At 45.3% G+C, this 26949-nt stretch carries 26 protein-coding genes; 11 read left to right on the top strand and 15 right to left on the bottom strand.

What is annotated here, in order from left to right; translation table 11 throughout:
• Nucleotide 1 precedes the first annotated feature (1 nt).
• From murD to ACRD7P_RS10845, 7 genes are all read right to left on the bottom strand, one after another.
• On the bottom strand, nucleotides 2-1336 hold the full coding sequence (gene murD / locus ACRD7P_RS10875) for a UDP-N-acetylmuramoyl-L-alanine--D-glutamate ligase (protein ID WP_430907619.1): 1335 nt from the start codon (nucleotides 1334-1336) through the stop codon (nucleotides 2-4).
• A complete protein-coding gene (gene mraY / locus ACRD7P_RS10870) occupies nucleotides 1337-2557 on the bottom strand; it encodes a phospho-N-acetylmuramoyl-pentapeptide-transferase (protein WP_430907617.1) in 1221 nt (406 codons plus the stop codon).
• Between the two features lie 76 nt (nucleotides 2558-2633).
• Nucleotides 2634-4097: a UDP-N-acetylmuramoyl-L-alanyl-D-glutamate--2,6-diaminopimelate ligase gene (locus ACRD7P_RS10865; RefSeq protein WP_430907616.1), complete on the bottom strand. Its 1464-nt coding sequence runs from the start codon at nucleotides 4095-4097 to the stop codon at nucleotides 2634-2636.
• Nucleotides 4094-6100 carry a penicillin-binding protein gene (locus ACRD7P_RS10860; RefSeq protein WP_430907615.1) on the bottom strand — a complete coding sequence of 669 codons (2007 nt, stop codon included), beginning with the start codon at nucleotides 6098-6100 and terminating at the stop codon, nucleotides 4094-4096. The genes ACRD7P_RS10865 and ACRD7P_RS10860 overlap by 4 nt, the downstream gene beginning before the upstream one ends.
• Before the next feature lies 1 nt (nucleotide 6101).
• The gene (locus tag ACRD7P_RS10855; RefSeq protein WP_430907729.1) at nucleotides 6102-6428 is read right to left on the bottom strand and encodes an FtsL-like putative cell division protein; all 327 of its coding nucleotides are present in this window, start codon (nucleotides 6426-6428) and stop codon (nucleotides 6102-6104) included.
• A gap of 40 nt (nucleotides 6429-6468) precedes the next feature.
• Complete coding sequence (gene rsmH / locus ACRD7P_RS10850; RefSeq protein WP_430907614.1) at nucleotides 6469-7362, bottom strand: 16S rRNA (cytosine(1402)-N(4))-methyltransferase RsmH; 894 nt, start codon at nucleotides 7360-7362, stop codon at nucleotides 6469-6471.
• Complete coding sequence (locus ACRD7P_RS10845; protein ID WP_430907613.1) at nucleotides 7352-7825, bottom strand: division/cell wall cluster transcriptional repressor MraZ; 474 nt, start codon at nucleotides 7823-7825, stop codon at nucleotides 7352-7354. Before ACRD7P_RS10845 ends, rsmH begins: the two co-directional genes overlap by 11 nt.
• A gap of 224 nt (nucleotides 7826-8049) precedes the next feature.
• Here ACRD7P_RS10845 and ACRD7P_RS10840 point away from each other — a divergent pair, with 224 nt between their 5' ends.
• Both ACRD7P_RS10840 and yihA read left to right on the top strand, forming a co-directional pair.
• A complete protein-coding gene (locus ACRD7P_RS10840) occupies nucleotides 8050-8814 on the top strand; it encodes an alpha/beta fold hydrolase (RefSeq protein WP_430907611.1) in 765 nt (254 codons plus the stop codon).
• Between the two features lie 108 nt (nucleotides 8815-8922).
• Nucleotides 8923-9540 (top strand): ribosome biogenesis GTP-binding protein YihA/YsxC, encoded by a 618-nt coding sequence (gene yihA / locus ACRD7P_RS10835; RefSeq protein WP_430907610.1) that lies wholly within the window; start codon nucleotides 8923-8925, stop codon nucleotides 9538-9540.
• An 11-nt stretch (nucleotides 9541-9551) separates the two neighbouring features.
• Here the strand turns inward: yihA and ACRD7P_RS10830 are convergent, their stop codons facing one another.
• Nucleotides 9552-9926 (bottom strand): GTPase, encoded by a 375-nt coding sequence (locus tag ACRD7P_RS10830; protein WP_430907609.1) that lies wholly within the window; start codon nucleotides 9924-9926, stop codon nucleotides 9552-9554.
• Between the two features lie 101 nt (nucleotides 9927-10027).
• Between ACRD7P_RS10830 and bla the strand changes: the two genes are divergently transcribed.
• Together bla and ACRD7P_RS10820 are read left to right on the top strand one after the other, a co-directional pair.
• The gene (bla, locus tag ACRD7P_RS10825; protein ID WP_430907608.1) at nucleotides 10028-10771 is read left to right on the top strand and encodes a subclass B1 metallo-beta-lactamase; all 744 of its coding nucleotides are present in this window, start codon (nucleotides 10028-10030) and stop codon (nucleotides 10769-10771) included.
• Nucleotides 10772-10781: 10 nt separating this feature from the next.
• A complete protein-coding gene (locus ACRD7P_RS10820) occupies nucleotides 10782-12395 on the top strand; it encodes an alkaline phosphatase D family protein (protein ID WP_430907606.1) in 1614 nt (537 codons plus the stop codon).
• Between the two features lie 10 nt (nucleotides 12396-12405).
• Here ACRD7P_RS10820 and ACRD7P_RS10815 read toward each other — a convergent pair whose 3' ends face one another.
• The 3 genes from ACRD7P_RS10815 to ACRD7P_RS10805 all read right to left on the bottom strand — a co-directional run bounded on the left by ACRD7P_RS10815 (nucleotide 12406) and on the right by ACRD7P_RS10805 (nucleotide 15213).
• Complete coding sequence (locus tag ACRD7P_RS10815; protein WP_430907604.1) at nucleotides 12406-13275, bottom strand: AraC family transcriptional regulator; 870 nt, start codon at nucleotides 13273-13275, stop codon at nucleotides 12406-12408.
• Complete coding sequence (locus ACRD7P_RS10810; protein WP_430907603.1) at nucleotides 13272-14327, bottom strand: flavin monoamine oxidase family protein; 1056 nt, start codon at nucleotides 14325-14327, stop codon at nucleotides 13272-13274. Before ACRD7P_RS10810 ends, ACRD7P_RS10815 begins: the two co-directional genes overlap by 4 nt.
• Before the next feature lie 136 nt (nucleotides 14328-14463).
• Entirely contained in the window at nucleotides 14464-15213 is a 750-nt protein-coding gene (locus ACRD7P_RS10805; protein WP_430907601.1) for an SDR family NAD(P)-dependent oxidoreductase, read from the bottom strand.
• A gap of 220 nt (nucleotides 15214-15433) precedes the next feature.
• Between ACRD7P_RS10805 and ACRD7P_RS10800 the strand changes: the two genes are divergently transcribed.
• A complete protein-coding gene (locus tag ACRD7P_RS10800; protein WP_430907600.1) occupies nucleotides 15434-16243 on the top strand; it encodes a DUF6503 family protein in 810 nt (269 codons plus the stop codon).
• Between the two features lie 49 nt (nucleotides 16244-16292).
• On the opposite strand, the gene gldC is transcribed toward ACRD7P_RS10800, so the two are convergent.
• Nucleotides 16293-16628: a gliding motility protein GldC gene (gene gldC, locus ACRD7P_RS10795; RefSeq protein WP_430907598.1), complete on the bottom strand. Its 336-nt coding sequence runs from the start codon at nucleotides 16626-16628 to the stop codon at nucleotides 16293-16295.
• Complete coding sequence (gldB, locus tag ACRD7P_RS10790) at nucleotides 16628-17626, bottom strand: gliding motility lipoprotein GldB (RefSeq protein ID WP_430907597.1); 999 nt, start codon at nucleotides 17624-17626, stop codon at nucleotides 16628-16630. Before gldB ends, gldC begins: the two co-directional genes overlap by 1 nt.
• A gap of 57 nt (nucleotides 17627-17683) precedes the next feature.
• Between gldB and nadE the strand changes: the two genes are divergently transcribed.
• Entirely contained in the window at nucleotides 17684-18472 is a 789-nt protein-coding gene (nadE, locus tag ACRD7P_RS10785; protein WP_430907595.1) for an NAD(+) synthase, read from the top strand.
• A gap of 166 nt (nucleotides 18473-18638) precedes the next feature.
• Entirely contained in the window at nucleotides 18639-19268 is a 630-nt protein-coding gene (locus tag ACRD7P_RS10780) for a response regulator (protein ID WP_430907594.1), read from the top strand.
• A 188-nt stretch (nucleotides 19269-19456) separates the two neighbouring features.
• Here the strand turns inward: ACRD7P_RS10780 and ACRD7P_RS10775 are convergent, their stop codons facing one another.
• Nucleotides 19457-21280, bottom strand: a complete 1824-nt coding sequence (locus tag ACRD7P_RS10775) for a hypothetical protein (protein ID WP_430907592.1) — start codon at nucleotides 21278-21280, stop codon at nucleotides 19457-19459.
• An 86-nt stretch (nucleotides 21281-21366) separates the two neighbouring features.
• Nucleotides 21367-23346 carry a DNA primase gene (gene dnaG / locus ACRD7P_RS10770; protein WP_430907591.1) on the bottom strand — a complete coding sequence of 660 codons (1980 nt, stop codon included), beginning with the start codon at nucleotides 23344-23346 and terminating at the stop codon, nucleotides 21367-21369.
• Between the two features lie 353 nt (nucleotides 23347-23699).
• Here dnaG and ACRD7P_RS10765 point away from each other — a divergent pair, with 353 nt between their 5' ends.
• The 4 genes from ACRD7P_RS10765 to ACRD7P_RS10750 form a co-directional block, all read left to right on the top strand.
• A complete protein-coding gene (locus ACRD7P_RS10765) occupies nucleotides 23700-24125 on the top strand; it encodes a hypothetical protein (RefSeq protein WP_430907589.1) in 426 nt (141 codons plus the stop codon).
• Nucleotides 24126-24217: 92 nt separating this feature from the next.
• Nucleotides 24218-24775, top strand: coding sequence for an SIMPL domain-containing protein (locus ACRD7P_RS10760; protein WP_430907588.1), 558 nt, complete (start codon nucleotides 24218-24220; stop codon nucleotides 24773-24775).
• Between the two features lie 106 nt (nucleotides 24776-24881).
• Nucleotides 24882-25754: a DUF4846 domain-containing protein gene (locus ACRD7P_RS10755; RefSeq protein ID WP_430907587.1), complete on the top strand. Its 873-nt coding sequence runs from the start codon at nucleotides 24882-24884 to the stop codon at nucleotides 25752-25754.
• A 709-nt stretch (nucleotides 25755-26463) separates the two neighbouring features.
• The coding region (locus ACRD7P_RS10750; protein WP_430907586.1) for a discoidin domain-containing protein at nucleotides 26464-26949 on the top strand (486 nt) is incomplete at its 3' end.

Raw genomic sequence — 26949 nt, 5'->3', positions numbered from 1 at the left:
GTTACAAACTTTTAATCGCTTTAATGAATTGATCGCCACGATCTTCATAATTCTCAAATAAATCAAAACTGGCACAGGCGGGAGAAAGCAATACGGTATCTCCCCGTTCCGCAATCTTATAGGCCACCTTTACGGCCTCTTCCATAGCAAACGTCTCTACCAAAAGATCCACTACATTACCAAAGGTTTCCTTGATCTTGGTATTGTCGGAACCCAAGCAAATAACGGCCTTTACCTTTTCCCGGACCAATGGCATCAATTGCCTATAATCGTTTCCCTTGTCGACCCCGCCAACGATCCAAATGGTGGGTGCGGACATACTATCGAGCGCGTAGTAGGTAGCATTTACATTGGTCGCCTTGGAATCGTTTATGTATTGGACGTGATGTATTTTCAATACTTTTTCCAGTCGATGCGAAGCCCCCTGAAAGTTTTGTACACTCTCTCTGATGGTCTGTTTGCGAATGTTCACCAATTTGGCTGCCGTCGCGGCCGCCATGGTATTCTTTACATTGTGTTTTCCTTCTAAGGCAAGGGAATTGGTCATAATCGTAATGGTATTATTAGCTGTTGTTATTTGTATTTCGTTGTTTTTGATACAGGCCCCTTCGTCCACCATCTTTTCCAGTGAAAAAGGGAGTAATTTTGATTTGACGGGGTTGCGGGCCAACCAATCGACGATTACGCTATCATCGGCATCGTAAATAAGGTAATCCTCCGAGGTCTGGTTTTGTGCTATCCTAAATTTGGAGGCTACGTACTTTTCAAACTGATACTCGTAGCGGTCCAGGTGATCTGGTGTTATATTGGTGATTATGGCGATATGCGGTCTAAAATCCGTTACACCGTCCAGTTGAAAACTACTGATCTCGAGCACATAATGGTCAAAAGAACGTTCCGCCACCATTTTGGCAAAACTGTCGCCTATATTTCCCGCCATTCCCACATTGGCGCCCCCTTTCTTAAGGATATGGTTCGTCAATAAGGTAGTGGTGGTCTTTCCATTGCTGCCCGTTATCCCAATAATCGTTGCATCGGTATACCGCGCGGCGAACTCGATCTCGGAAATTACCGGCACCCCCTTTTCCTTCAACCGTACCACCAATGGAACGGTATCGGGTATGCCCGGACTTTTCATCACCACATCCGCGGTCAGTATTCGGTTTTCGCTGTGTTGGGATGCTTCCCAGTCAATCTCAAAATGTTCAAGAACGTTTTTATAGTTTTCCTTTATTTTTCCGCTATCGGATACAAATACCTCGTATCCTTTTTGTTTTCCCAAAATGGCGGTACCCACTCCGCTTTCACCTGCACCTAAAACCACTAAACGCCGCATCTATCGGATTTTCAGGGTTACAATGGTCAAAATGGCCAAAATGATGCCCACGATCCAAAAGCGCGTTACGATCTTGCTCTCGTGGTATCCTTTTTTCTGATAGTGATGATGCAATGGGGCCATTAAAAAAATGCGTTTGCCCACCCCGGATTTCTTCTTGGAATATTTGAAGTATCCCACCTGAAGCATGACGGAGAGCGATTCCGCAAAAAAGATTCCGCACAGCAAAGGAATCAACAGTTCTTTTCTAATGATGATGGCGATTACCGCAATAACACCGCCAATGGTCAAACTACCCGTATCGCCCATAAAAACTTGTGCCGGAAAAGCGTTGTACCATAAAAAACCGACCAAGGCGCCTAAAAAAGCGGCAATAAAAACGACCAGCTCCGCCACATTGGGGATGAACATAATATCCAGATAATCGGAGAATATGTAATTTCCTGAAACCCATGTGAGCAGGCCAAGTGCAAAAACAATGATCGCCGATGTACCCCCGGCAAGTCCATCGATACCATCGGTAAGGTTGGCCCCGTTGGATACGGCCGTAATGATCAAAATAATGACGGGAATGAAAATCAACCAGGCATAGTCCGTAGCGCCCTCTCCCGCCCAAGAGATGAAATTCGCATAGTCGAATTCATTGTTCTTAAAAAACGGCACTGTGGTACGGGTCGATTTTACCAAGGCGCCTTCTACCGTTTCCACGGTAAAACTTTCGGTAATCCTAGAGGTGTTGCGTTCGCGCATGGTCACATCGTCATGAAAATAGAGCGTTGCGCCCACCATTAAACCAAGGACCAGCTGTCCTAAAACCTTAAAACGTCCCTTTAACCCTGCTTTGTCCTTTTTAAAAACCTTGATGTAATCATCGGTAAAACCGATCAGCCCCATCCAAAGGGTGGTCACCAACAACAGGATGATATACAGGTTGTCCAACTTGCACAACAATAGCACCGGTATCACTGTAGCCATGATAATGATTAGCCCCCCCATGGTAGGCGTACCCGCCTTTTGCTGCTGTCCTTCCAGACCAAGGTCCCGTATGGTTTCCCCGATTTGCTTTTTCTGTAGAAAAAGAATGATCCGTTTCCCATAAGCTGCGGCGATTACCAAAGAAAACAATACCGCCATTGCCGCCCTGAAGGTGTAAAAACTGAACAGGCTTGCACCGGGCACTTGATATTCTTTTTCTAAATAATCAAATAAGTAGTACAGCATTTGTTTGGGTTACTTGTTGATCGTATTCGCACGACCTGCTTTTTTCTAATTGTTTTATCGTATCCGTTGTTGAAAACTACTTCTCCAACACCTTTAAAAACTCCTTTACTATTTTAAAATCATCAAAATCGATCCGCTCTCCGTTGGTCTCCTGATAGGTTTCATGCCCTTTACCCGCCACCAAAATAATATCGTTGGCCATTGCCATTTGGCAAGCGGTACGGATGGCCTGTTTGCGATCCGTGATGGACAATACCTTTTTGTGGTGCTGTGGTTCCACTCCGTTTTCCATTTCGGCAATAATGGCCTCTGGCGATTCGGAACGGGGATTGTCGGAGGTAAAGATCACCTTGTTGCTCATCTCCGCGGCGATATGGCCCATAACCGGACGCTTAGACCTGTCTCGGTCGCCACCACACCCCACAACGGTGATGACGCTTTCATTTCCAGTTCTCAATGTGCCGATGGTCTCGAGCACATTTTTTAACGCATCCGGCGTATGGGCATAATCGACAATAGCGGTAATTCGTTCTTCGGACATATAATATTGAAAGCGTCCATCCACATTATCCAATTCGCTCATAAACCGAAGCGTTTCCAACTTTTCCAGTCCCAAAAGATCGGCAGTCGCATAAATGGCCAGCATGTTGTAGGCATTAAAATGGCCTATCAACTTCGACCACAGCTCTTGCTCGTTAATTTTCAACAATTGCCCGTCCAATTGGTTTTCCAATATCTGGGAACGATAATCGGCATAACTTTTTAGGGCGTAGGTATATTTTTTTGCCTGTGTATTCTGCAACATGACCATCCCGTTTTTATCATCGATGTTCGTTAAAGCGAAGGCTTTCTTGGGCAGTTCGTCGAACAGGATCTTTTTGGTGTCGCGATAGGCGGCAAAGGTTTTGTGATAGTCCAAATGGTCGTGGGAAAGGTTGGTGAAAATAGCACCTTCGAATACTAATCCTTTTGTTCTTTTCTGATGGATACCATGGGAACTCACCTCCATAAAACAAAAAGCCACTCCTGCGTCCACCATTAGGCTTAGGTAGCGGTTGATGGTCAGTGCATCCGGAGTTGTATGTTGGGTAGAATGGGCCACATCATCGACCATGATCTTGATGGTAGAGATCAAACCCACGGTATATCCCGCTTTTTTAAACAGTTGGTACAACAAGCTGCTTATTGTCGTTTTACCGTTTGTTCCGGTCACCCCTACCAATTTTAAATTCTTGGAAGGATTATCATAGAAATTTGCTGCCATTACGGCCAAGGCCGTATGTCCGTTGCGAACCTCGATATAGGTCAATTCGTTTACCAAGGTTTCTGGCAATGTTTCGCATACAATGGCCTTTGCTCCTTGGGAAATGGCCTGGGCGATATATTCGTGCCCATCGACCAAGGTTCCCCTTAAGGCAACAAACACATCGTCCATTCCCACCTTTCGGGAATCGAAACAGATTTCATTTACGAGTACAGCGGTGCTTCCGGTTACACCGGTAAGTCCTACCCCGTATAATATGTCCTTTAACGACTTCATGAAAGTTCCAATACGATTTTATCCGCCTTTTCCAAATCGGTGCCCTGCGAAACCGATTGTTTTTTTACCGTTCCATTTCCGCGTACCTCTACTTGCAACCCTAAATTCTCCAATATCGAAATGGCGTCCATACCACTCATTCCCTTTACATTGGGTACTTGCCGGTACGCTTTCTCTACTTCGGCATAATACTTTTGAAAATGATCTTTTAAGGCAGGATCGATTTCCTTTGGCAGTTCTACCTCATCGATCAGGGGAGAGTTGGCATATATTTTTTGGGCTACCGATTTGAAAACGGGTCCGGATACATCGGCACCGTAGTACCCTACCTCAACGTCGGGATCGTGAATGACCACCACACAGGAATATTTAGGGTTGTCGGCAGGGAAATAACCGGCAAAACTAGAAACGTATTTCAATCGATCACGATCTTTGGTAGCGTAGTTCTTTTGTGCCGTTCCCGTTTTTCCGGCCATTGAAAAATTGGGCGAGTACAGTCCGTGACCGGTGCCATGTTTCTTTTCCACCACATTTTTCATCAAAGCCTTTACCTTTGAAGCGGTTTCCTTGGAACAGATGGCGGAGTTGATCACTTCCTTCTCGAATCGATATACGCTTCGGTCCCACTCCCGTACTTCCTTGATCAAACGCGGTTTCACCATTTCCCCATCGTTGGCAATGGCATTATAAAAGGTTAGCACTTGAAGGGGGGTCATGGCCACTTCATAACCGTATGCCATTTGCGCCAAGGACAGTCCGGACCATCCTTTGTCGCCCGGGTAACGCAATACCGGTTTCCCCTCGCCCTTTATCGGTAGGCCGAGCTCCTTGTGCAGGCCCATTCCCATTAAGCGGTTCACATATTTTTCCGGCGCGTCCTTATAACCGTTATGTATGGTTTTGGCAAAAGCGGTATTGGAGGACACTTCAAATGCCTTGGCCATGGAAATTTTTCCATATCCGCCCCATTTGGAATCCCTTACCCGGTGCTTATAAATTCGCCAAATCCCTTTTTCGGTATCAACGACACTACTGGTATCGATGATTTTATCTTCCAGTGCGGCCACCAGATTCATCAGTTTAAACGTAGACCCCGGTTCGTGTGATTCGCCGATAGCGTAGTTCAACCGTTCGTAGTACTTCCCTTCGGAGGTTCTTCCCAGATTTGAGATGGCCTTGATCTCCCCGGTCTTTGTTTCCATTACGATTACCGAACCGTGTTCCGCCTTGTAATGCTCCAACTGCCGCAACAGTGCATGATGGGCAATATCCTGAATGTTGATATCGATTGTGGAAACCACATCGTAACCGTCCTTTGGCTCTACGATATTATCTTGCCCGATGGGCTTCCATTGGCCTTTTGCGATACGCTGTTTCAGTCGTTTGCCCTGGGTTCCCCTTAAATAGTCCCCAAAAGCACCTTCCAGGCCGACCCGGGTAAAGTAACCGTTCTCGTCCACACGTTCGTACCCGACGCTACGCTCGGCAATTTTTCCCAACGGATGCTCCCGTACCGTTTTTTGCTCTACGATCAGGCCGCCCTTATACGGCCCTAAACGAAATAAAGGGAAGGCCTTGGCCTCCATGTACTCCGAATAATCCAAGTTTCTTGCGATCAGGGCATAACGGTTCTTATGTTGTCTGGCCTTGCGCAACCGTTGTTGGTAATAGGACGATGATTGTCCCAAAAGCTTGGAAAGAGCGTCGGACAGAGGAACCACGTTGTCCTTAAAGTCATCGCTATCCACCGTAACGGCATCGAAACGTATGGTATAACGGGATACGGAGGTTGCCAAAAGACTACCATCATCGGAATAGAGGTTTCCGCGATTTGGAGCGATCGTAAACATTTTGGTCGTCCGCTCTTCGGCCAGATCGCGATACTTTTCGCCATCTACCCATTGAATGCTGACCAGTTTCACCATTACCGCAATCGCGAACAGAAACAGGCAGCCCGCCACCAAGTATAATCGTCGTAGTATGTGTTTTTCGGTTACCGCCACTTTATTCGGTTGCTTCTTTAGATTTTACCCTGATCTTTCTGGGCGGCTCCTCTGAGGGGTACAGGGCATTGGCCGCCACCGTTTCGGTGATGGTAGACTCCAGTTTTAGGCGTTGTACATCTTTATGGATATCTACAAACTGACTGCGCAGCTCTTTTACTTCCTCGTTCAGTGCCGCGATACGGTGTACTTTTTTATCGGCGCTATGGCTGCTACCGATCATCACGGTGGCCAAAAAGGAAACAAAAATGATGAACAACCAATTTTTAGGCGCGTCGCCGCTTACCAAAAATTTGCCCTTTAAAATGTCTAGAATTCCTTTTTTCACCATGGTCGTACTTGTTTGGGACGTATCTATTTTGTCGGGATTAAAGCCGTTCCGCTATTCTTAACTTGGCGCTTCTGGCCCGATTGTTCTGTTTTAATTCTTCTTTGGAGGGAACTACCAAGGGTCCAACTTTTTTAAAGGGGACATCGATATTTCCATAAAAATCCTTTTCCGGTTCGCCTTCAAAACGGCCTGCCCTGATATATCTTTTTACCAACCGATCTTCCAGGGAATGGTAACTGATGATACTGAGCCTACCTCCCGTTTTGATTACATCTTGGGTCTGCATCAGAAACTCCTTTATCGAAACGATTTCCTGATTTACCTCGATTCGGATGGCCTGATATATCTGGGCCAAGATCTTATGCGCTTTCGCTTGGGGCAAAAACCGTTTCAATACCGCTTTTAGGTCCGAGGTAGTATCGATACTACCGTTATCCCGGAACCCTGTTATTTCGGTAGCAATGGCATTTGCGTTTCGCAGCTCACCATAATCGAACAACACCTTTCGCAGGGCATCATAGGAATACGTATTCACAACATCATGGGCCGAAATTGGATTGCGACCGCTCATCCGCATGTCCAAGGTCGCATCAAAACGGGTTGAAAACCCGCGCTCCGCGGTATCGAACTGATGGGAGGAAACCCCAAAGTCGCCCAGTATACCATCGGCCTCCTTAACGCCATAGAACTTTAAAAACTGTTTCACATAGCGATAGTTCTCGTTGATCAGCGTAAACCGGGGGTCGTCAATGGTGTTTTCCAAAGCGTCCTCGTCCTGATCGAAGGCGAACAACCTTCCGTTTTCGCCCAACTGTCGCAATATTTCTTTTGAATGTCCCCCGCCACCGAAAGTGACGTCGACATACGTTCCATTGGCCTTTATTTGAAGCCCCGCTACGGAAGCCTCGAGCAATACGGGATTATGATACATCTTCAGGTCCTCCTTCTTCCGTTCCCATAACCTCTTCGGTAAGTGCTTCAAAATCGACCGCGGTCTCGTCCAACACGCTCTCATAGCCCGTTTTGTCCCAAATCTCCACCATATCGATCGCACTGCTCAACACCACTTCTTTTTTGATGCCGGCCACGGCAATCAGATTTTTGGGAATCAACAGGCGCCCAGTACTGTCGATCTCGACCACCTTTACCCCGGCGGTGAACCTTCGGATAAAATCACTGTTCTTTTTCAAAAAGCGATTTTTACGGTTCATCTTTTCCATCATAGCGTTGTACACCTCCATAGGGTACAGTTCCAGGCAATCCCTAAAAACGGCCCTTTTGATCACAAAACCATTTTTCAATAAAGGTGACATCTGATTTTTTAGCGCAACAGGTAGCATTATTCTACCTTTGGCATCAGCTTTACAATCGTATGACCCAATGAAATTGATCACCTTAAATGGTTGGTTTTTTGTTTAATAACTCAAAACTACAAATTTTATTACCACATTTTACCACAAATTACCACTTTGTTGATAATTTGTGTCGTATTTTGATGCCTGAAGACGTCTTGAAAACCAAGAACCGCTTTCGACGGTCCCTTTGAACCGTATCCTTAATGTGTCGCATTTCAGTGTTAAATACCTATATTTGCGCAATAAGCCAAGACGATTCCTAAATGGAAGAAAAATTGATTTCTGAAGGTAAGTACCGGTATATTGAAGTGGGGGAAGGCGCTCCCATCATAATACTGCACGGACTGATGGGAGGGCTGAGCAACTTTCATGGGGTTACCCAACATTTTCCACCAAAAGGATACAAGGTCTTAATTCCGGAATTACCGATCTACGATATGCCGGTGCTAAAGACCAACGTAAAGCAATTCGCCAAGTTTTTGGAAAAATTCATCGAATTCAAAGGACTAAAGGACGTTATTTTGCTGGGCAACTCGTTAGGCGGCCATATCGGTCTTTTGCATACCAAAATGTATCCCGAAATGGTGAAGGCGCTCGTCATTACCGGCAGCTCCGGTTTGTATGAAAGTGCAATGGGTGACGGGTATCCACGAAGGGGCGATTATGATTTTATCAAAAAAAAGGCCGAGGATGTGTTTTATGACCCGGCGGTCGCCACCAAGGAAATCGTGGACGAGGTTTTTGAGACGGTAAACGACCGTAACAAGGTCATTCGGACATTGGCCATTGCCAAAAGTGCCATACGCCACAACATGGCCAAGGACCTTCCAAAGATGAAGACCCCTACCTGTATCATTTGGGGCGAAAACGACGGCGTTACCCCGCCCGATGTGGCCGAACTATTTCATGAACTACTGCCGGATTCTAATCTCTTTTGGGTAAAAAAATGTGGCCATGCGCCAATGATGGAACACCCTGAGGAATTCAATGAAATTCTTGATGCCTGGCTGGAAAAAAGAGGGTTCTAATAACATTGCCCTTCTTGCCGATTTACGGAGGTATTTTTGCCCCGACGATGGTCTATCTAAAATTACATACCTTTTCAAACATCCCTATTCTAAACACCAACGGAAGCAGTGAAAATAAAATCGGCCCATTTTGTAATGAGCAACTCCAAAGTGGAGCATTGCCCCAATGAAAAAATACCGGAATATGCCTTTATCGGGCGCTCCAACGTGGGGAAATCGTCGCTCATCAATATGCTTACGGACCGAAAGGGTCTCGCCAAAACCTCTGGAAAACCTGGAAAAACACAGCTTATCAATCATTTTAAAATCAATGATAACTGGTTTTTGGTAGATTTACCGGGATATGGATATGCACGGGTCTCCAAAAAGGACAAAAAGACCTTTCAGCGCTACATCACCGACTATTTTGAAGCACGCGAACAATTGGTCTGTTCCTTCGTTTTGGTAGATGTACGCCATGAACCACAAAAAATAGATTTGGAATTCATGGAATGGTTGGGTGAAAACGGAATTCCATTCTGTATCGTATTCACTAAAGCCGACAAATTGAAACCAAAGGCGATCGAACGCCAGGTATCGGCTTATATCGCACAACTTCTGGAAAGTGTTTGGGAAGAGGCTCCGCAATACTTTGTTACCTCTTCTTCTAAAAAAATGGGCAAGGAAACGTTGTTACATTTTATAGACCAGATCAATTCCGATTTTTTTACCGCTCAAAACTCTTAAAAATAGCATTCTCAAAGACGTTCCTCGATAGTGGTGGTCAGTGCTTCAAGGTCTTCCATGGCATTGAGTTCCTCGGTACCGATAAAAACATCCAAGCCTTGGAGCGTTGCCAATAGTACGATCGGAAACGTGAACTTGTGTCCAAACTTTGAACGATAGGTTTTCGCAAACTCGTCCTTATGCAAAAACTCCATCTCGATCTTGCTTTTTTCCCGGAACGCCTTCCACTTTTGGTTTTCCGTGAAAAACCCGTAGGTGATATCGCATAATCGACATGCGTAGGTGGAGGGACTAAAAATTTTATGTGCCGTGTCCAGCATCGCGTTGCGAAGTCCGGCATCGGCATTGTAAACAAATATCAATTTTTCATTGGGGCCACTATTCATTCTTGAAAGATAATACCACTTTAACCTTGAAATGGTATAATGTTTTAAATTTAACGTACGAATACCTTTTTAACTTTGAAATGGTATAAAAAGCATCCAATATGCGCCACGGCAAACACTTTCTATTGCTCACCTGCACCATGTTCATGACAATGCTATGTAGGTCACAAAAACAAACGATAGCTTACAATTCCGATTCCTTAAAAATCATAGCGCTATCCGAAAATAGCTTTGTGCATGTTTCGTACTTACAGACCGAAGATTTTGGAAAGGTGGCCTGCAACGGTTACATCTACCTAAAAAACGGTAAGGCAGTTGTGGTGGACACCCCTACGGAAGATGCGGTCTCCGAGGCACTGCTCGCATGGGTCACCAAAGAAAAACGGCACATGCTCCGGGCGGTGGTCATCAACCATTTTCACAACGATTGTCTAGGGGGCCTACAACCTTTTCATGATGCCGGTATTGCCTCCTACGCCAATATACGAACGATTGCGTTGGCCGCACCGTCCGGATCGGCGGTTCCGCTACATGGATTTTCGGACGTATTATGGCTCAACATCGGCGGATCCATGGTCGAAAACCGTTTTTTGGGCGCTGCCCATACCAGCGATAACATTTGCACTTATGTCAGCGACGAAACTTTGTTGTTTGGCGGTTGCATGGTGAAGTCGATGAACGCGACCAAAGGTTTTCTAGGAGATGCCGATACCGATGCGTGGAGCGAAACGATAGCAAAAATACAGCACACCTATCCCGATCTGAAGACGGTAATCCCCGGGCATGGGGAATCGGGCGGAACGGAATTGCTACAATATACCGAACAATTATTTCTCAAAAAATAGCCCCATGATCATGAAACCATATCTGTTTGTTCTCCTTGCGGTTATTCTCTTTAATTGTTCAGAGCAAAATAAAACTTCCGGCAACTACGTTATCGCTCCATTTTCAAAGGTGGACACCTTGGCCATAAACGATTGGTGGAATCGCGGGAAAAACCCGATTATCGAACTGAAGGTCGATCGGGACAGTGTAATCGCTTTTGGTCTTTATACCGTATCAAACAATACGCTCAAGCTAAGCGCGCAACTTTATCCACTTTACCCGGACGAGACGCGGGAAACGACCCTTGAAATAGAGGAAGACGGAAAATGGAAAGCGATACAAACCAGAAAAGTGAACGAGTTGGGATGGTCGGCCCTTTTTCGGGTGGGAAACTGGGACGATTCCAAGGATGTAAACTATCGTTTGCGCCATGGCCCAAATGCCGTTTATACGGGACGTATCCGGAAAAATCCAAAGGCGAAAAACGAAATCGCACTGGCCGCGTTATCTTGCAATTCCAATAAAGATCGTGGATTGCGCGAAAATTATGTTCGAAATATCGACTACCAGGACCCTGACCTAATTTTTTTTGCCGGAGACCAATCGTACGACCATACTGAACATACGGCAGCCTGGTTAAAGTTCGGGCTTCAGTTTCGGGAAACCTTTAGAAATAGGCCATGCATCACCATCCCGGACGACCATGATATCGGGCAGGGCAATTTATGGGGCGAAAACGGAAAGGTTTCTAAAAGCCCCGGAGGTCCGGACGGTGGTTACCGCTATCACCCCGAATACGTAAAAATGGTAGAACGCTGTCAAACGGCCCATTTACCGGATCCGTTCGACCCTACCCCTATCGAACGGGGCATTGGCGTATACTACACCAACTTGGTATTGGGCGATATCGATTTTGCCATTGTGGAAGATCGCAAATTTAAGTCCGGTCCGGAGGGAAAAATTCCACAGCAAGGCCCTAGGCCAGATCATATCCGAAATCCTGCATACGATCCCGCATCCATTGACCTGCAAGGGCTACAATTGTTGGGCGACCGGCAACTCCGTTTTTTGGAAACTTGGGGCAAGGAACGTACCGAAATGCTCAAAGTGGTTTTGTCGCAGACCGGATTTTGTGGAGGTGCCCACATCCATGGTGGCACCGAAAATCGACTGCATGCCGACCTCGACAGCAATGGCTGGCCCCAAACGGGAAGAAACAAAGCGCTCAAACTGATACAGCGGGCCAATGCCGTTCACATTGCGGGGGACCAGCATTTGGCGACCATCGTCAAACACGGAACGGAGGCCTTTGGGGATGGCCCTTGGGCTTTTGTAGTGCCCGCGATCGTAAACGATTATTACAGTCGCTGGTGGTGGCCCGAAGATGAAAAAACAGGCGCACATCCGAACCCGGATACCACGCTTCCCTGGACGGGCGATTACTTAGACGGGTTTCACAATAAAATATCGATGATGGCCTATGCCAATCCGGAAAGTCGTTCACAAGGGAGCGGTTATGGTCTTATTCGGTTTAATAAAGAATCGGCTACCGTTACTTTTGAATGTTGGCCGCGGTACGAAGATGTTACCAAAACAGGTGCCCGCCAATTCGAGGGATGGCCCTTTACCATTTCCCGACCATAACTGTGAGGTACTATTTTTTTCGATACTCGTTGGGCGAATTGCCCATATGTCGTTTAAAAAAGCGTATGAAATAAGATACATCTTCAAAACCCAAACGAAATGCAATCTCCCCAACTTGCAAGGCCGTATAGCGCAATAGACGTTGCGCCTGCAATATCCTGCGTTCAGAAACTATTTTAGAAGGGGACTTTCCCCCTTCTGCATTGCAGATCGTGACCAGCGTTTTGGTGGAGATATTCAAGGCATTCGCATATTCCTTCATCGTATATTGCTTTGCATAATTTGATTCCACCAGTTCCCGAAATCGATAAAACTGTAACGCGTAGGCGTTGCTTATAGTCAGGGCCTCGTCAGTTGTTTCCCGATGCATCCGTTCCAAATTGATCAAAAACGATTTTAATAAAAAGCGTACGATCTCCCCGTAACCAAAGCGTCCTTTATTGAAAAGCTCTTCCCTAATCATTGCGACAAAGTTGGATGCCGCGGTGCCAGTGGCCCTATCCATTGCATAAAAGGAATTTTTACCCGTATTAAAAATGGTATACTTTAAAAATATATCAACATCGGAATGCATAAAAAAACCCTCGTTAAAGTGGATCAACCATCCGTTTACGTTCAAGTTCTCATCAAAGGCATGAATTTGGTCCTTACCGATAAACAATACGGTGTTCGATTGTATTTGATATGTTCTGAAATCTACGACATGTGTTCCCCCGGCGTCAAAAAACCATATGATTTGATAGTAACTATGTGAATGCGGTACAGCGGCCATAGTCCCACTTTCTTTTCGGTACGTTTTTAAATCGTACAACTCAAACTGCAATTTTTCGGGTCTTGCTTTATGTAGGTGGTATTGTGTTATTCGCTTTTTCACCTTCATTCTTGTCGATGTTCCAAAAGTTGTTTTGCCGCTCGAATTCCGCTCGAGATGGCACCATCCATATATCCACCATAACTACTGGCTGTTTCCGTACCTGAAAAAACAAGGGAATTGTTCAAGTATCCCCTTTGAAACAAGACATTGCCATAGGAAAGACTATCATACCCGGTTTGCTCAGTTTCTTCGGAAGTATGCCGATCTTGGGACCAATCTTTTTCTTCGTAAGTAGTGTACGTATTGACCTCTTCTCCAAGGTATGTGGCTAAATAATGTAATATGCGTTTTTTACGTTCGGTTTCGGAAAAAACCCGCAACCCTTCATTGATAAACCCCATTAGCGCATAATACCGATTACTTGCGTCTGAATGGTCATATAGTTCCGTAACCGCCCCAGTCTGTCCAATGAGTGTTCCAGAAAGACCTTTGGCCCTCCAAAACGGTCGTTGAAACGTTAATCCTACTTTCATTGAATTGCTCATCCAAGTATGGGTTTTCGCCATAACCAAGCGAAGGGCCTTGGGCAGTTCAGGTTCAAATAGTATTCGGTCCGTAATTTTTGGCGGAACCGTTACTACGACCTTCTCACTTTTAAACGACCCCTGATCGGTCTCCACCAAAAACAACTTACCTTCTTGTCGTAATCCCCGTACCGTAACCCCTGGCATCAAATGCTCCCTTCCTCCATTTGCCAAACTATTGACCAAGGCCATCGACCCTCCCACAATACGATAAGCGGAAGGAGTGTTGGGGTCGCTCTCAAAGTACCGCTCCGGAACTCCATTTCGGTATACCAAAACACTTTTCCCCTTTACGTACTGATGAAATTTTGCTATTCCCAATTCATCCAATAAACGGAGTACATTTAGGTGATGGGATTGAAACCATGTACCACCAAAATCTATCCGATCTTGCTCAAAAATCCTCCCTCCGATACGCTTTCGCGATTCCAAGACCATCATATCGGTCTCTCCCGCTTTGCGCAATACATAGGCGGTAGTAAGCCCGGAAAGGCCAGCCCCTATGATCATGTATTTTGTAAATGGGATGGACATACGTAATTGTTATCGATATTCAAATCCTTATTGGATGGAACCAAAAATAAGACTCCTTGCTATGATATGTCGCCAACTATCGGAAATCCTTAGCCAATATTCAGAAAGCGACCTAACGACCGATCAAATATACCTGCTAGTTTCTACCGGACATTACACCTCCATCGGTATCCCAAATGGCTCCAGTTACCCATGAAGTATTTTCGGAAAGTAAAAAGCATATGGTGTTGGCAACGTCATCGGGAGTACCATATCGGCCTATCGGATGAAACCCGTGAAAACCCTGTAACGCCTCATGTGCCGCTTCCCTATTGCCAAAAACGCCATCATAAACCGGGGTTTCCACTACCGCAGGGGAAACGGCATTTACGCGTATTCCATATTCTGCCAACTCCATGGCCAAATGTTGCGTAAGGGAATGTAAACCGGCTTTCTGCATAGAATAGGCCGAAGAAGGCGTAGCCCTTATCGCTTGTTTTGCCCACATGGACCCGACATTTACAATGGCGCCCCCATTTTGTTCCGCCATTTTTTTTGATGCGGCCTGTATAATAAAAAAGAACCCCCTATTTAAATTCATATACGAATCGTAGTCCTCTAAGGAATGGTCCAAAAAAGGCTTTGGCAAAAAGATACCAGAAGCGTTTACCAAGAAATCCAGATTATCCCAAGTTCCTATTTTTTCATTGAAAGCACTTACATCATCGATGTTGGTAATATCTACTTGATGCGTTTCCAAACCGTCGTTTACTTCGTTCTTAAAACGTAACAATTTATCATAGTTGGTACCCACCACATGTACCGTGATGCCTTGCTTTAATAAGTTTTCCGCAGTAGCTTTCCCGATTCCACTACTCCCCCCGATAATCAATGCCTTTTTTTCCATTTCATTTTTTTAAGTTATATAGACACAAAAGTATTTTGAAATCAAATTAGGTGATAGTGCATACGGGAAAAAGAACGGTACTTTTGGGAAGGATGCAATAGCTACAATTTTAGTTGTTAGGTTTATTTTTTTTAATTGACAAATGGAAGAACATTTGGTTTATGTATAGGTATCATACCGTAAACCTTGTACGTTTTTGACATAAAACCCAAATCAATTTATGCACCGAATCGCACTATTACCGATGCTTGCCATGCTTTTTTTGGTAAGCTCCTGCAAAACGGACCCAAATAAAGAACAATCGGAAACCGCTCCCGAAGACAGGGCGAAGATAGAAACGTCCAAACCGCGACTATCGGAAGAGGCCCAATTGTTACATGATGTTGTTGCGGCACATGGCGGTGAACGTTACAAAAACGCGTTTTATCAATTTACTTTCAGAAACCGGAACTATACGTTCAAAAACGGTCCGGAAGGATATACCTATACCGCCAAAGACACCAAGGACGGAATCGAAATTTACGATACCTTAAAAAATGGAGTACTTACCCGTACCGTAAACGGGTCGTTAACCTCCTTTTCCGATAAGGACGTGGCTAAATATTCGGAGGCGCTGAACTCGGTAATCTACTTTGCTACGCTCCCCGATAAACTGCAGGACAAGGCGGTACAAAAATCCTTCGAGGGCAGCACCCGAATAAAAGGAATCCCCTATCAAATTCTCGGCGTACGTTTTACGGAAGAAGACGGAGGTACCGATTTTGACGATATCTTCCATTATTGGATAAACGAAAAAACAAAAACCATCGATTATCTGGCCTATAGCTATAATACCAATGGTGGGGGCGTTCGCTTTAGAAGCGCGTACCATCCGAGAACGGTGAACGGCATTCGCTTTCAGGACTATGTAAACTACAAAGCCCCTATAGGTACCCCATTAAAAAAGCTGCCCGCTCTTTTTGAAGAAGGAAATTTGGAGGTACTTTCAAAAATTGTGACCGAAAACGTGATTTCCTTAAATGGCGACTAGCGTAGTACAACATGCCAAGTATACCACCGGCAATGATCACCATGGAACCTTAGCCTTTTAACTCCATTTTTTCCTCAAAATAGGCACAGAAGTCCTTCATGGTGGCAGTCATCTTTTCATCTTGCGTGGCCTTCATAAAGGTATCGGAAAGCGATACCAAGGTTTGATGAAAGAAAATTTTCATTTCATCGACGGGCATGTCCTTGGTCCACAGGTCGATTTTAAGGGATTCCTTGTTCTTACTGTCCCAAACCGATAAAAGCATGGCCTTGGCCTCCTCGTTGTCGATGCCGCCATCCTGAGCGGACCAGGTAAGTACCTCCGGTACTCGATTTTCGTCCAAACCGACTTTTAACGTAATTTCCGAAGTGTGAAGCGCTGCCATTATTTTTTGGGTTTGTAGTTGCTTTTCTTAAAAAGATCATCTGCAGAAAGGGTCAACAACTGTTGTAGGGTAATGTTATTTTTTTCCATGAAGGAACGAACGATCTGCCAACCGATAAAGCGACCTATGCGGCCCGGGGACTCGTTATCCAGTTCAAGACCGAATTTGGAAAACGGGGCGGGCTCCAAAAACCGCGGTGTCAATTTACTTTCCGTACTATACAAATATTCGTTCGCTATAAAATTGCGCCATATCGGCGCTTCGTTTTCCAATGCCCATTCCAGCTCCGCCTCGGTATACCGTATTTTCTGGGCATCGGTGGCCAAGGGCATCCACAGGTCTTTTATGTAAAGGAGTTTTCCGTAGAACACCATACGCGCCAAAAAGCTACGGTCCCGCAGTCGCGGAAGGGTTTTGTTCGCAAAAGCGGATGCCACATCGGAAACCAAAAAATCCTTGTCCAACTCCGCGGCGATATAGGCCGACATTCCTTCATAAAACTTATGATCGGGACCCAAGTAATTGTCCAAACTCAATAGCAACAGGGAATCCGTTGCGATTACCCTATTTTCATAATCTACATTATTGGTGACCGTAACCACTTTTGGCACGGTATATTGCGGAAAGTAATGGGTAATGTGTTTGAACAAAAGGGTCAGCCCCTCCTCCTCTTCCGCAAAATCGGGAAAGGCGTTTGCCACCTCGGCCCGGATAACTCGTTGTAAAGAGTCCGAAAGCATGCCGCGCCATACGCTGTCCGGGAATTGTTTCGGAAAGAGATAGGGATACTTTTTCTTTAAAACGGCGATATCCTGAGGTCTGGCCGCTGCAAATTCCTGATCGAACCGCGATACTTCCAAATTAATATCGATTTTTTCGACAGCTTCCAGCACTTTTGGCGACCGATTACAAGAACCCATTAAAAATAAGAGCATTAGCGCACCAAAAAAGTGGCGTATCGCCATAAGAAAAGTGTCTTTCGTTTTCGTATTCGGCATCTACGGTTTATTTTTACCGCTGCAAAGTTAATTGTTTTTAAATCAATCGGTAGCCCTATGCAAACAGAAAAAGTAACCGAACATATTGTGGCCTGGCTCAAGGAGTATGCCACCAATGCGAACATGAAAGGTTTTGTAATCGGAATTTCCGGCGGTATCGATTCCGCGGTGACCTCTACCCTTTGCGCCAAAACCGGATTGGAGCTATTGTGCCTGGAAATGCCGATACACCAAGCAGACAATCAAGTTACCCGGGCCGACAGGCATATCGATTGGTTACAACGGAATTTTAAAAACGTTTCGCGCCAACCGGTAAACCTAACACCGGTTTTCGACAGCTTGGTCGCTGCGCTACCACCCGTTGAGAACGAAGAAGACCGTTTTATGTCATTAGCAAATACGAGGGCACGTTTGCGCATGACAACGCTCTATTACTTTGCCGCCCTTCAAAAATACCTCGTTGCCGGTACCGGAAACAAGGTGGAGGACTTTGGTGTCGGCTTTTATACCAAATACGGAGATGGCGGGGTAGACCTGAGCCCCATCGCGGATCTTTTAAAAACACAGGTATACGCTATCGGAAAATTCCTCAACCTTAATGAGGATATTATTAAGGCCGCTCCTACGGACGGACTATGGGGAGATAATCGAACCGATGAAGATCAGATCGGCGCCAGCTATCCCGAACTGGAGTGGGCCATGAAAATGAAAGACGCCGGAAAAACGCCAAATGACTTTGTGGGAAGGGAAAAGGAAGTATTTCTGATATTTAACCGTTTCCATATCGCAAACCAACATAAGATGGTTTCCATCCCTGTTTGTAAGATTCCGATGTCATTATTTTGACATCTTAACCTAAAATGTTGTGTTATAGTCGAATAAAATATTAAAATTGGCGAAATGTGCAAAAAAAATCGCATTTTTGAATAAGAGTTAAAGCATTATGCCTTACATTGCGTGTCAGTATATTTGGACACGCCACCAATATACCAAATAGATATAAACCTGTATTATGATTAAAGTTCTGATTGCCGACAACCATCCGATTATTCGTATGGGCGTAAAACACGTGCTAGAAACGGCTTCTGGCATAGAAGTAATGGATGATGTCGCTACCACAAACGAATTGTTCGAGAAGTTGGAAAAAGTAACTCCGGACGTTGTCATGTTGGAAATGGATATCCCGGAAATTAACGGAATCGCTGCATTACGGAAAATAAAGAAAGAGTTCCCTGATGTAAAAGTTTTGATGTACAGCGGTCAATCCGAAGACGTATACGCATTGAGCACGATCCGTGCAGGTGCCTTTGGTTACCTATCCAAAGCATCCGATATCGATTATCTGATTTCAGCGGTACGAAAAGTGGCGGAAGGAAACATGTTCATCACCAATGAACTGGCGCAACGACTCGCCTTTGATGAAGGCACCCAACGACCAAGAAGGTTCTTTAGAAAACTTTCCTCAAGAGAAGTGGAAGTATTGAAACTATTGGCCAGCGGTAAACGAAACAAGGATGTAGCCCTAGGGCTCAACCTAAACGAAAAAACGGTAAGTACCTATAAAGCGCGTTTGATGAAAAAATTGAACGTGGACAATATGGTAGACCTATTACAGCAAGCAAAAGCACTTGAGCTTTATTAATTTATTGCTTTGTAAAAAATAAAAAAAGCCTCCAATGGAGGCTTTTTTTGTACCGATACGCCACCTATCAATCGGTATCGAGTTCTATTGATATGGACGGAAAAACGTACGATAAACCCTCTGCAGTGCTGTTTGATCGACCCAGAAGCGTGAAGCTATACCTTCCTGTACACCGCGCTGTGTTCGACCTATTTCTTCTTAGGTAGCGCTTCCCATTTTCCGGACAAAAAAGCTTTATCCGTAGCAACGACCATATCTTGGTCACCGGTTTTTTCGAAAAACTTCCTCAAATCCCAATAGCAATAAAAATTGATCCAATAGCCATAGCTATATTTTTCCCGTAAGGACTTGGGTTGCTTGTAAAACGCGTACCAGGCGGTGTTGAGTCCAAAGCCTTCCAAAGTGGCCAATGCCCTTTGACCTTTGTCCCATATGGCATCGCCCATTTTTTGGTACAACTCGGAAAGCACCTTATAATCAGTGGTTTGCATCGATATAATTTCGTTGGTATCTTCGATGCCCAAAGCCTTAAAGGAAAGGTTATGTTCGAAAAGGGTATCTCCGTTCAAATCATACTCCAACAGATCGATAAAACCATTTCCATCGGTATCGGAATACTTTACCGTACCAAAGCGCGGCGCTTTCAACTGGCTGCGCACATAGCCCGATCTATCATATAACCCACCGTACCCTTGATAGGAGTACGCATCTTGGTCGATACGCCATGCGCCCCACTCCGCACCGTATAAATGCATTCTTCCATCAAAAGGGGCGATGTAAAGATTTCCTTTTCCGGAGTTGTCCAGATCGAACTCCCCACGATCCCCGATCTCATCGGCCTGGGGGTTATGGTCCAATCCTTCGTTTCGCATCCCGGTTTTAAAGAGTTCCTTGGGCTGTAATAGTTCCACTCGTTCCCAACGGGCACAATCATCATCCTCATCAAAGACAAACCAGCACGCTTCCCAATTGCCATCCTTAAAAAGAATATCCCGGGATGCATCGCGCGTGGGGTACACCAGCTCGCTGAGATGTCTCCAACGGGAGTCGAACATAAGGGTATCGGCCGCTTTAAGGCCATCAATAGAGCTAAATGGTCGCTTCATGTGATTGTAATCATAACCGTGTTCCCCGTTGAACTGTAGGCTCATATCGAAATCGAATTCGTTGGAGGGGGCATTGTCGTTGTCCAGATCAAAGGAAATGTACCCTTTGTCCAATACTCCGATGAACGTTACGTCGATAGCTTCGTCCAAATCCTTAAAAAGGGAATTGTCCACCCTACCGTTTATGCCTTCGGGCTTGTTCTTAAAAACGGGGGTATCTTCCAACCGTATGGCCATTTCGCTATGGGTGTCGCCATCCATATCAAAAAAATAGAACGGGTTCTCCCAGCTATATCTAAAATCGTGCATTCTAAAACTGGAAACGTTCATTTTGGTAAAGGTCGTCTGACCATGATAATCTGCGTAAAAATTGGCATGCCCATAGTGTTCCCAGCATTTTAGGTCTATTTTATTCCAGTCGACATAGGCGAAGTTGGCATCCTGTTCCCCATCGTCGATAAACCACATGATATCGGCGGCCCAGTCCCATTCGTTCCGCACGGCGCTATCACCATTACCGACGACCAACTGTACATCCGCTACTCCATCACCATTTTCGTCCCCGTAATCGACGGAAAAGTCCCAAGGTCCGGCAAAGGTGCCATCCTTATCCCGGTCGATCAGCACACAATCGTTATCGATATCCCCTTCCCAATCGTTCGCTTTCATATCATCGTCATCGTCGACCCACATAACGGGAATGCCCCCGTGTATGGTATACCGGATCGCGTCCGGGTCCCCGTCCTTATCAAAATCCAATCGTTCCACTTTATCCATATCATCGGGAAAGGGAAACCGAAACGGGAGCAGCACCTCCCCTTCCTGTCCGTATACCGGCACAAAGGCCGTGACCGCATACAATAGCGTAATCCAAAGAAAATTATTGACTGTTTTGTATTCGTACATTGCTTGTTTCTTTTTGTTGAAAGCTATTTGTCTTTTTCAATTTTAAATAATACCATTTTAATTTTGAAATGGCATAACGTATCCGATCAAGAAAGCACGCGATTTAACTTTTGGTTGAGCAATTTGTTCAGCTGTAGGTAACTCATGATCTCCTCCATGACCTCCCTGTTATCGGTTTCGCTCTGTTCGGTACGTTTTTGCAGGGAGCCCATTCGTTTTTTGATCAAAAAACAACGCAGGGTCAATATCGTTTCCCCTACCAATTGGGCAACGCCCATATGTTTTTCTTTTGGAAAAATATCCTTTCGCTCCCAGTTGTGTAGCGTATACTTTTCCTCTTCCATTAAAATAGCCGAAATCTGTGATACCATTTCCTGATCCAGTTCGGCCATAAAACTGTTCACGGAGAAGGCCTCATTTTCATTCAGTTCTTTGATCAGGTGGGAATAGATATCCCTAAACTTTTCATTGGCCAGTTCTATTTCATCTTCCTGAAGGTCCAAATATATTTTCTCGTACACTTTTACGTTCGCCGATTCGGGTTCCAATTCCAGATCGCCATTGTCGTTTTCCTTCAACACCAAATCTTCAAAAGATTCCTCTTTTTGGCCGTACAATAATAGTATTTCTATGATCTTGCGCTCTAGTTCGTATTGTACGTCCACCTTTTCAATGGTAGGTTCGTTCTTGACCACCTCAAACGCTTTCGGCTCCTGCTTGGCTTTTTTAGAGGCGTCGGCAAGCTCTTTTTTACCGATCTGTGCCAAAGTACTGAACAACACGTTTTCGGAAACGTTCATGATCTGGGCACATTCCTGAACATAGATCTCCCGTTTAATGGCATCGGGTATTTTGGAAATACTGTTCACGATATCCCTAACCGTATCGGCCCTTTTAATGGGATCGTTGGCTGCTTCTTCGGCCAATAGGTTGGCCTTGAACTGAATAAAATCCTTGCTGGCAGCTTTCAGGTAATCGGTAACTTCCTCCAAGCTATTGTTCTTGGCAAAACTATCGGGATCTTCCCCTTCGGGAAACGAACAGACCTTTACGTTCATTCCTTGCTCCAAAATGAGGTCGATACCCCGAAGCGAAGCCCGAAGCCCTGCCGCATCGCCATCGAACAGTACCGTAATGTTTTTTGTCAAACGGTTGATCAACCGTATCTGTTCCGGGGTCAGTGCCGTACCGCTGGACGAAACCACATTGGCGATGCCACGTTGCTGAAATTGAATCACATCGGTATAGCCTTCCACCAAATAACAATTATCTTCCTTCGCAATGGCCTGCTTGGCATGATAGATCCCATAGAGTACCTTGCTCTTGTGGTAGATATCGCTTTCGGGAGAGTTCAGGTACTTAGCCGCTTTTTTATCATTGGTCAGTATACGCCCCCCGAAACCCAGTACCCTACCGCTCATGGAACGAATCGGAAACATGACCCTACCCTTGAAACGATCAAAGGTCCTGCGCTCGTTCGGACTGTTTTTGTCTTCCTTTACTATGGTAAGACCGGTTTTTTCAAGATAATTCAACTGATACCCCTTGTCCAAGGCCGCCTTGGTAAAACCGTCCCATTGGTCCAGACAATATCCCAAGCCAAATTTCTCAATGGTAGCGTCGGTAAAACCGCGTTCCTTAAAATAACTCAGGCCTATGGCTTTTCCAAGCTCGGTATCCTTCAGTATGCTACTAAAATATTGTTGGGCGTATTCCGACACCAGGTACATGCTTTCGCGTTCGTTGGCCTGCTGTTTTTGCTCGTCGGTACGCTCGGTCTCCTCTATTTCAATGTTGTATTTTTTGGCGAGATACTTTATGGCCTCCGGATAGGTGAAATGTTCGTGTTCCATTAAAAAGGCCACCACATTGCCCCCCTTACCGCTACTAAAATCCTTCCATATCTGTTTTACGGGAGAGACCATAAAACTAGGGGTGCGTTCGTCGCTGAACGGACTGAGCCCCTTAAAATTGGAACCTGATTTTTTTAAGGTCACAAAATCACCGATAACCTCCTCTAGTCGAGCGGTTTCGTATACTTGATCGATGGTGGTCTTTGCTATCAAAGGAGGAATACTTTAGGATATGGTCGAGCGTGGCAAGTTCGTAAAACATTCTGAATTATGGAAATGGAATCCATAAAGGGACTCGGTCTTTAAAAACCCCGCGCCCACTATTAAAAAGGTATGCTACGGCACTTTTTGAAAATCCCGTCAGAGAAACCTCAAAAATTTAAGCACCGACAAAAACCCTTGGCACTACACCGAACATTCCTGGTATATCCCCGTATTCAGGGTGCTCATTTTAGCTAGTGAAAGGGTGAAAAAACGTGAGGTCCGAAGGCATCTTTGTATCAGAAAAACAAAACGGTTGAAACCAATTTCAACACCTCCTATTACTAACCTTAAAAAACAAACGTATGTTCTGGGGAATTTCATTAGTACTATTAAGCATTATCGCAGTACCATCATTGATCCTATCAAAAAAACCCAATGCCAAAGAGCTCTTGGAAAAAATAGAGCCCTACCAAGGATGGATCGGCATGGCCTTTTGTATTTGGGGCCTATGGGGAATTGTACAGGCCATACTCCATATCGGTTGGTTGTCGAGTGCGCCAATCTGGTGGGTCACTTTTTTGGCCGGTAACATCATTTCAGCCATTCTGGGCTTTATGCTCGGCTTGGGCCTGATGAACAAATTGTTCCTTTCCAAAAACGAGACGGCGCGGGCAAAAGCGGAAGAACTGCGCGGCAAAATAGCTCCGAAACTGGGGAAACTCGGTATTGTGGGTATCGCCGTAGGAACATGGATGATCGTGGCCTCATTGATCTATACCATTTCCTAAATGCTAAAACCAAATACCACTTCAACGCTTTAACATCAGAAATCATGAAAAAACTAACGTTCCACCTTTTCTTTATTTTAATCACAACAAGCATGATCGCACAAACCGAGCGTGACCAAATTTCAGTTACCGGAAAGCACCAATATGCTATTGCCCCAGAGTTCTCGGCCAAAATGATCTTGAGTATGGTAAATGTCTATTATGATGCCCAAACGACCAATATTTCCGAATTAAAGTCGACCTATATGGAAAAACTGGCCAAAGCGGGTATACCGACCGAACAAGTGGTGGAAAAGCCATTTCACTATGCAATGTTGGGGTATGACAAAGAAGGTACAGTTTACGAATTCAAGACCAAATCCATTGAAACACTTCAGAAATTCTTAATGGTAAAGGCTATCGGTGTTCAAAAAAACGACACCAATTTAAAAACGACCCTTACCGATCAACAAATGGCCGAGTATGCGACGGCGGCATATGAAGATGCCAAGGAAAAGGCTTCTATGCTGGCAAAAAAAATAGGCCGGAAAATCGGAAAAGCTACGTTTATCAACGATTCCAACCGTAACGAAATTGTAGAATCACTCTATTATGGCAGTTCGGCCGACACTAGGGATTATCAAATCTCCGTGACCTTTGAACTGCTGTAGACCGCATTAGTTGGTTGTTTTTAACACCCTGTTCCTCCCAGAAATAACAACACCGTTTCTGGTATTAAGGAACAGGGTGTTATACCTTTGTCGCAACGCCTTTACCATGACCGCATACCTAAAATTCATCAGTTGTATCCTACCGCTTTTTTTGGCCTGCAAACCAAAGCGTACGCCGCCGGCGCCCCAAACTGCGGTAAACCATTCCACAACGATAACGATAGACACCGTGCAAACTTCAAAAAACACCATTTTTTCACGGTTTACGGTACCGGAAGGCTTTGAAAGGACCCCTAGGGACACCAATTCATTCGCATTCTTTTTAAGTAACCTGCCCCTGAAAAAACCTCAGGCCCGAGTCACGTACTTTGATGGCACTACAAAACCCAATGCCAATGTTTATGTGGCAGTGGTGGATCTCCCCATCGGTAAAAGGGACCTACACCAATGTGCCGACGCGGTAATGCGCCTGCGTGCCGACTATTTGTTCGAGCAGGGACTGTACGATAGTATCCATTTCAATTTCACCAATGGCTTTAAGGCCGAATACAGTAAATGGCGCAAAGGAAAGCGGATCGTAGTGGACGGGAATCGGGTATATTGGAAACAGCGAACAGCGCCTTCCGATGACCCGGACGATTTTTGGCGTTATCTTGAAATGGTCTTTAGCTATGCCGGTACGGCATCCTTATCCAAAGAAATGAAACCGGTGCCCTATGCTTCGCTACAGATCGGAGACGTGTTCATAAAAGGTGGTTTTCCTGGCCATGCCGTAATTGTTGTCGATATGGCAACACACGTAAAGACTGGTAAAAAAGCTTTTTTATTGGCCCAAAGTTATATGCCCGCACAGGAAATACAGGTGCTTTTGAACCCCGATAGCGAAGGAGGTTCCGGGGCTTGGTATTTTGAAAACGAAAAAGCGCCGCTGCAAACGCCCGAATGGGTTTTTAAGACCAAAGCACTAAAACGGTTCTGATCGACATTACCGTAGTCGGTGCACCTATCGATGACGACGCGGTACCGTATGTGCTCCACTTATACTTTGAGCATTGCCCATAAACCAACCCGTGTTCGATAAAAGAAAGGGGCGTGATGCTAGAAAGAACGTTATAAATCAAATCTTGATCTTTTCGTAGGGGTTTTTTGATGGTAGCTCCAAAACCATATCATAAACTACGCGCTTCAGCTCATTTCCAGAGGCGCTCCCCGTGCAAAACTTACAGAGAAGTTATTTTAGAGGTGCCGGACGGCGGGGGATTTAGTAAAGTCCCCAGTCAAAAGACACCATCTTTTGTTCCTAGGAGTTCCGATAAAATGACCCAGAGGGATACCGATCGGAAGGACAATTGCCCATAACGTTACGCGTTACCTTAAAACAGCATCCAGATCATAATCCTTTTAAGAAGGAGCACTAATCCCATCCTATTCCATTTTTTAGAAGACGACCGGATCATGCGGGAAAAAGTATTTGGATTCCTATCCGAACAAGGAAATACGACTATGGGAGGTTTCCTTAAAATTCCCAAACCATGAAAAGCCGGTATCGGAATGGTCTCCAAAGGGTATGTCAACGAATATTCCGGGCAACACAACGGATCTAAAATCCGTGTGCCTCAATCGATACGTACAACTCCTTACAAGTAAAAAACCTACAACACCTACAATCCAAAACATAACACCATACTATGAAACGGTGTAAGGACGTCGGGAATTTTCCGCGTTCGCCACCACATTTATATGGCCAAACACAGAAGAACATGAAAGACCGATCGCTCCTTTTTTCCGCTTTTTTCAGTATCACGATGGCACTGTTCGCCCAGCAGCCCTTGACCCCCGTGGCCGTTAGCGCCACGGAAGAGGACCGTACCAACATTGTCGACAACCTTTTTGACGGGGATCTTAACACCCGATGGAGCGCCAATCTGGACCCGGTCTATGCGACGATCGACCTGGGGGAGGTAAAACGTTTTGCCGAGGTACGCATCGCCTACTACAAGGGCGATCAGCGCCGTGCGTATTTCGATCTGCAACGTTCCGACGATGGGATCAACTGGACCGATATCCGCACGGGCTTCCAGAGCAGCGGTACCACCTTGGAACCGGAACCCTTTCCCTTCGAGGCGCAGGAGGGCCGTTACATCCGTTATGTGGGCCGGGGCAATTCGGCGAGC

Source organism: Maribacter sp. 2-571, from assembly GCF_050589625.1.
Taxonomy (GTDB): Bacteria; Bacteroidota; Bacteroidia; order Flavobacteriales; family Flavobacteriaceae; genus Pelagihabitans.
Note: the sequence above shows the minus strand (reverse complement) of the source record. Positions and strands in the feature narration are given on the sequence as shown.

What these genes read in the sequence shown, in the direction of transcription:
- bla (WP_430907608.1), top strand. Translation starts at nt 10,028, where the DNA reads ATGCGCCACGGCAAACACTTTCTATTGCTCACCTGCACCATGTTCATG.
- ACRD7P_RS10815 (WP_430907604.1), bottom strand. Translation starts at nt 13,275, where the DNA reads ATGAAGGTGAAAAAGCGAATAACACAATACCACCTACATAAAGCAAGA.
- ACRD7P_RS10775 (WP_430907592.1), bottom strand. Translation starts at nt 21,280, where the DNA reads ATGTACGAATACAAAACAGTCAATAATTTTCTTTGGATTACGCTATTG.
- rsmH (WP_430907614.1), bottom strand. Translation starts at nt 7,362, where the DNA reads ATGTATCATAATCCCGTATTGCTCGAGGCTTCCGTAGCGGGGCTTCAA.
- ACRD7P_RS10865 (WP_430907616.1), bottom strand. Translation starts at nt 4,097, where the DNA reads ATGAAGTCGTTAAAGGACATATTATACGGGGTAGGACTTACCGGTGTA.
- ACRD7P_RS10830 (WP_430907609.1), bottom strand. Translation starts at nt 9,926, where the DNA reads ATGAATAGTGGCCCCAATGAAAAATTGATATTTGTTTACAATGCCGAT.
- ACRD7P_RS10780 (WP_430907594.1), top strand. Translation starts at nt 18,639, where the DNA reads ATGATTAAAGTTCTGATTGCCGACAACCATCCGATTATTCGTATGGGC.
- ACRD7P_RS10820 (WP_430907606.1), top strand. Translation starts at nt 10,782, where the DNA reads ATGAAACCATATCTGTTTGTTCTCCTTGCGGTTATTCTCTTTAATTGT.
- mraY (WP_430907617.1), bottom strand. Translation starts at nt 2,557, where the DNA reads ATGCTGTACTACTTATTTGATTATTTAGAAAAAGAATATCAAGTGCCC.
- ACRD7P_RS10765 (WP_430907589.1), top strand. Translation starts at nt 23,700, where the DNA reads ATGTTCTGGGGAATTTCATTAGTACTATTAAGCATTATCGCAGTACCA.
- ACRD7P_RS10805 (WP_430907601.1), bottom strand. Translation starts at nt 15,213, where the DNA reads ATGGAAAAAAAGGCATTGATTATCGGGGGGAGTAGTGGAATCGGGAAA.
- gldB (WP_430907597.1), bottom strand. Translation starts at nt 17,626, where the DNA reads ATGCCGAATACGAAAACGAAAGACACTTTTCTTATGGCGATACGCCAC.
- ACRD7P_RS10755 (WP_430907587.1), top strand. Translation starts at nt 24,882, where the DNA reads ATGACCGCATACCTAAAATTCATCAGTTGTATCCTACCGCTTTTTTTG.
- ACRD7P_RS10800 (WP_430907600.1), top strand. Translation starts at nt 15,434, where the DNA reads ATGCACCGAATCGCACTATTACCGATGCTTGCCATGCTTTTTTTGGTA.
- ACRD7P_RS10810 (WP_430907603.1), bottom strand. Translation starts at nt 14,327, where the DNA reads ATGTCCATCCCATTTACAAAATACATGATCATAGGGGCTGGCCTTTCC.
- murD (WP_430907619.1), bottom strand. Translation starts at nt 1,336, where the DNA reads ATGCGGCGTTTAGTGGTTTTAGGTGCAGGTGAAAGCGGAGTGGGTACC.
- ACRD7P_RS10840 (WP_430907611.1), top strand. Translation starts at nt 8,050, where the DNA reads ATGGAAGAAAAATTGATTTCTGAAGGTAAGTACCGGTATATTGAAGTG.
- nadE (WP_430907595.1), top strand. Translation starts at nt 17,684, where the DNA reads ATGCAAACAGAAAAAGTAACCGAACATATTGTGGCCTGGCTCAAGGAG.
- ACRD7P_RS10760 (WP_430907588.1), top strand. Translation starts at nt 24,218, where the DNA reads ATGATCGCACAAACCGAGCGTGACCAAATTTCAGTTACCGGAAAGCAC.
- gldC (WP_430907598.1), bottom strand. Translation starts at nt 16,628, where the DNA reads ATGGCAGCGCTTCACACTTCGGAAATTACGTTAAAAGTCGGTTTGGAC.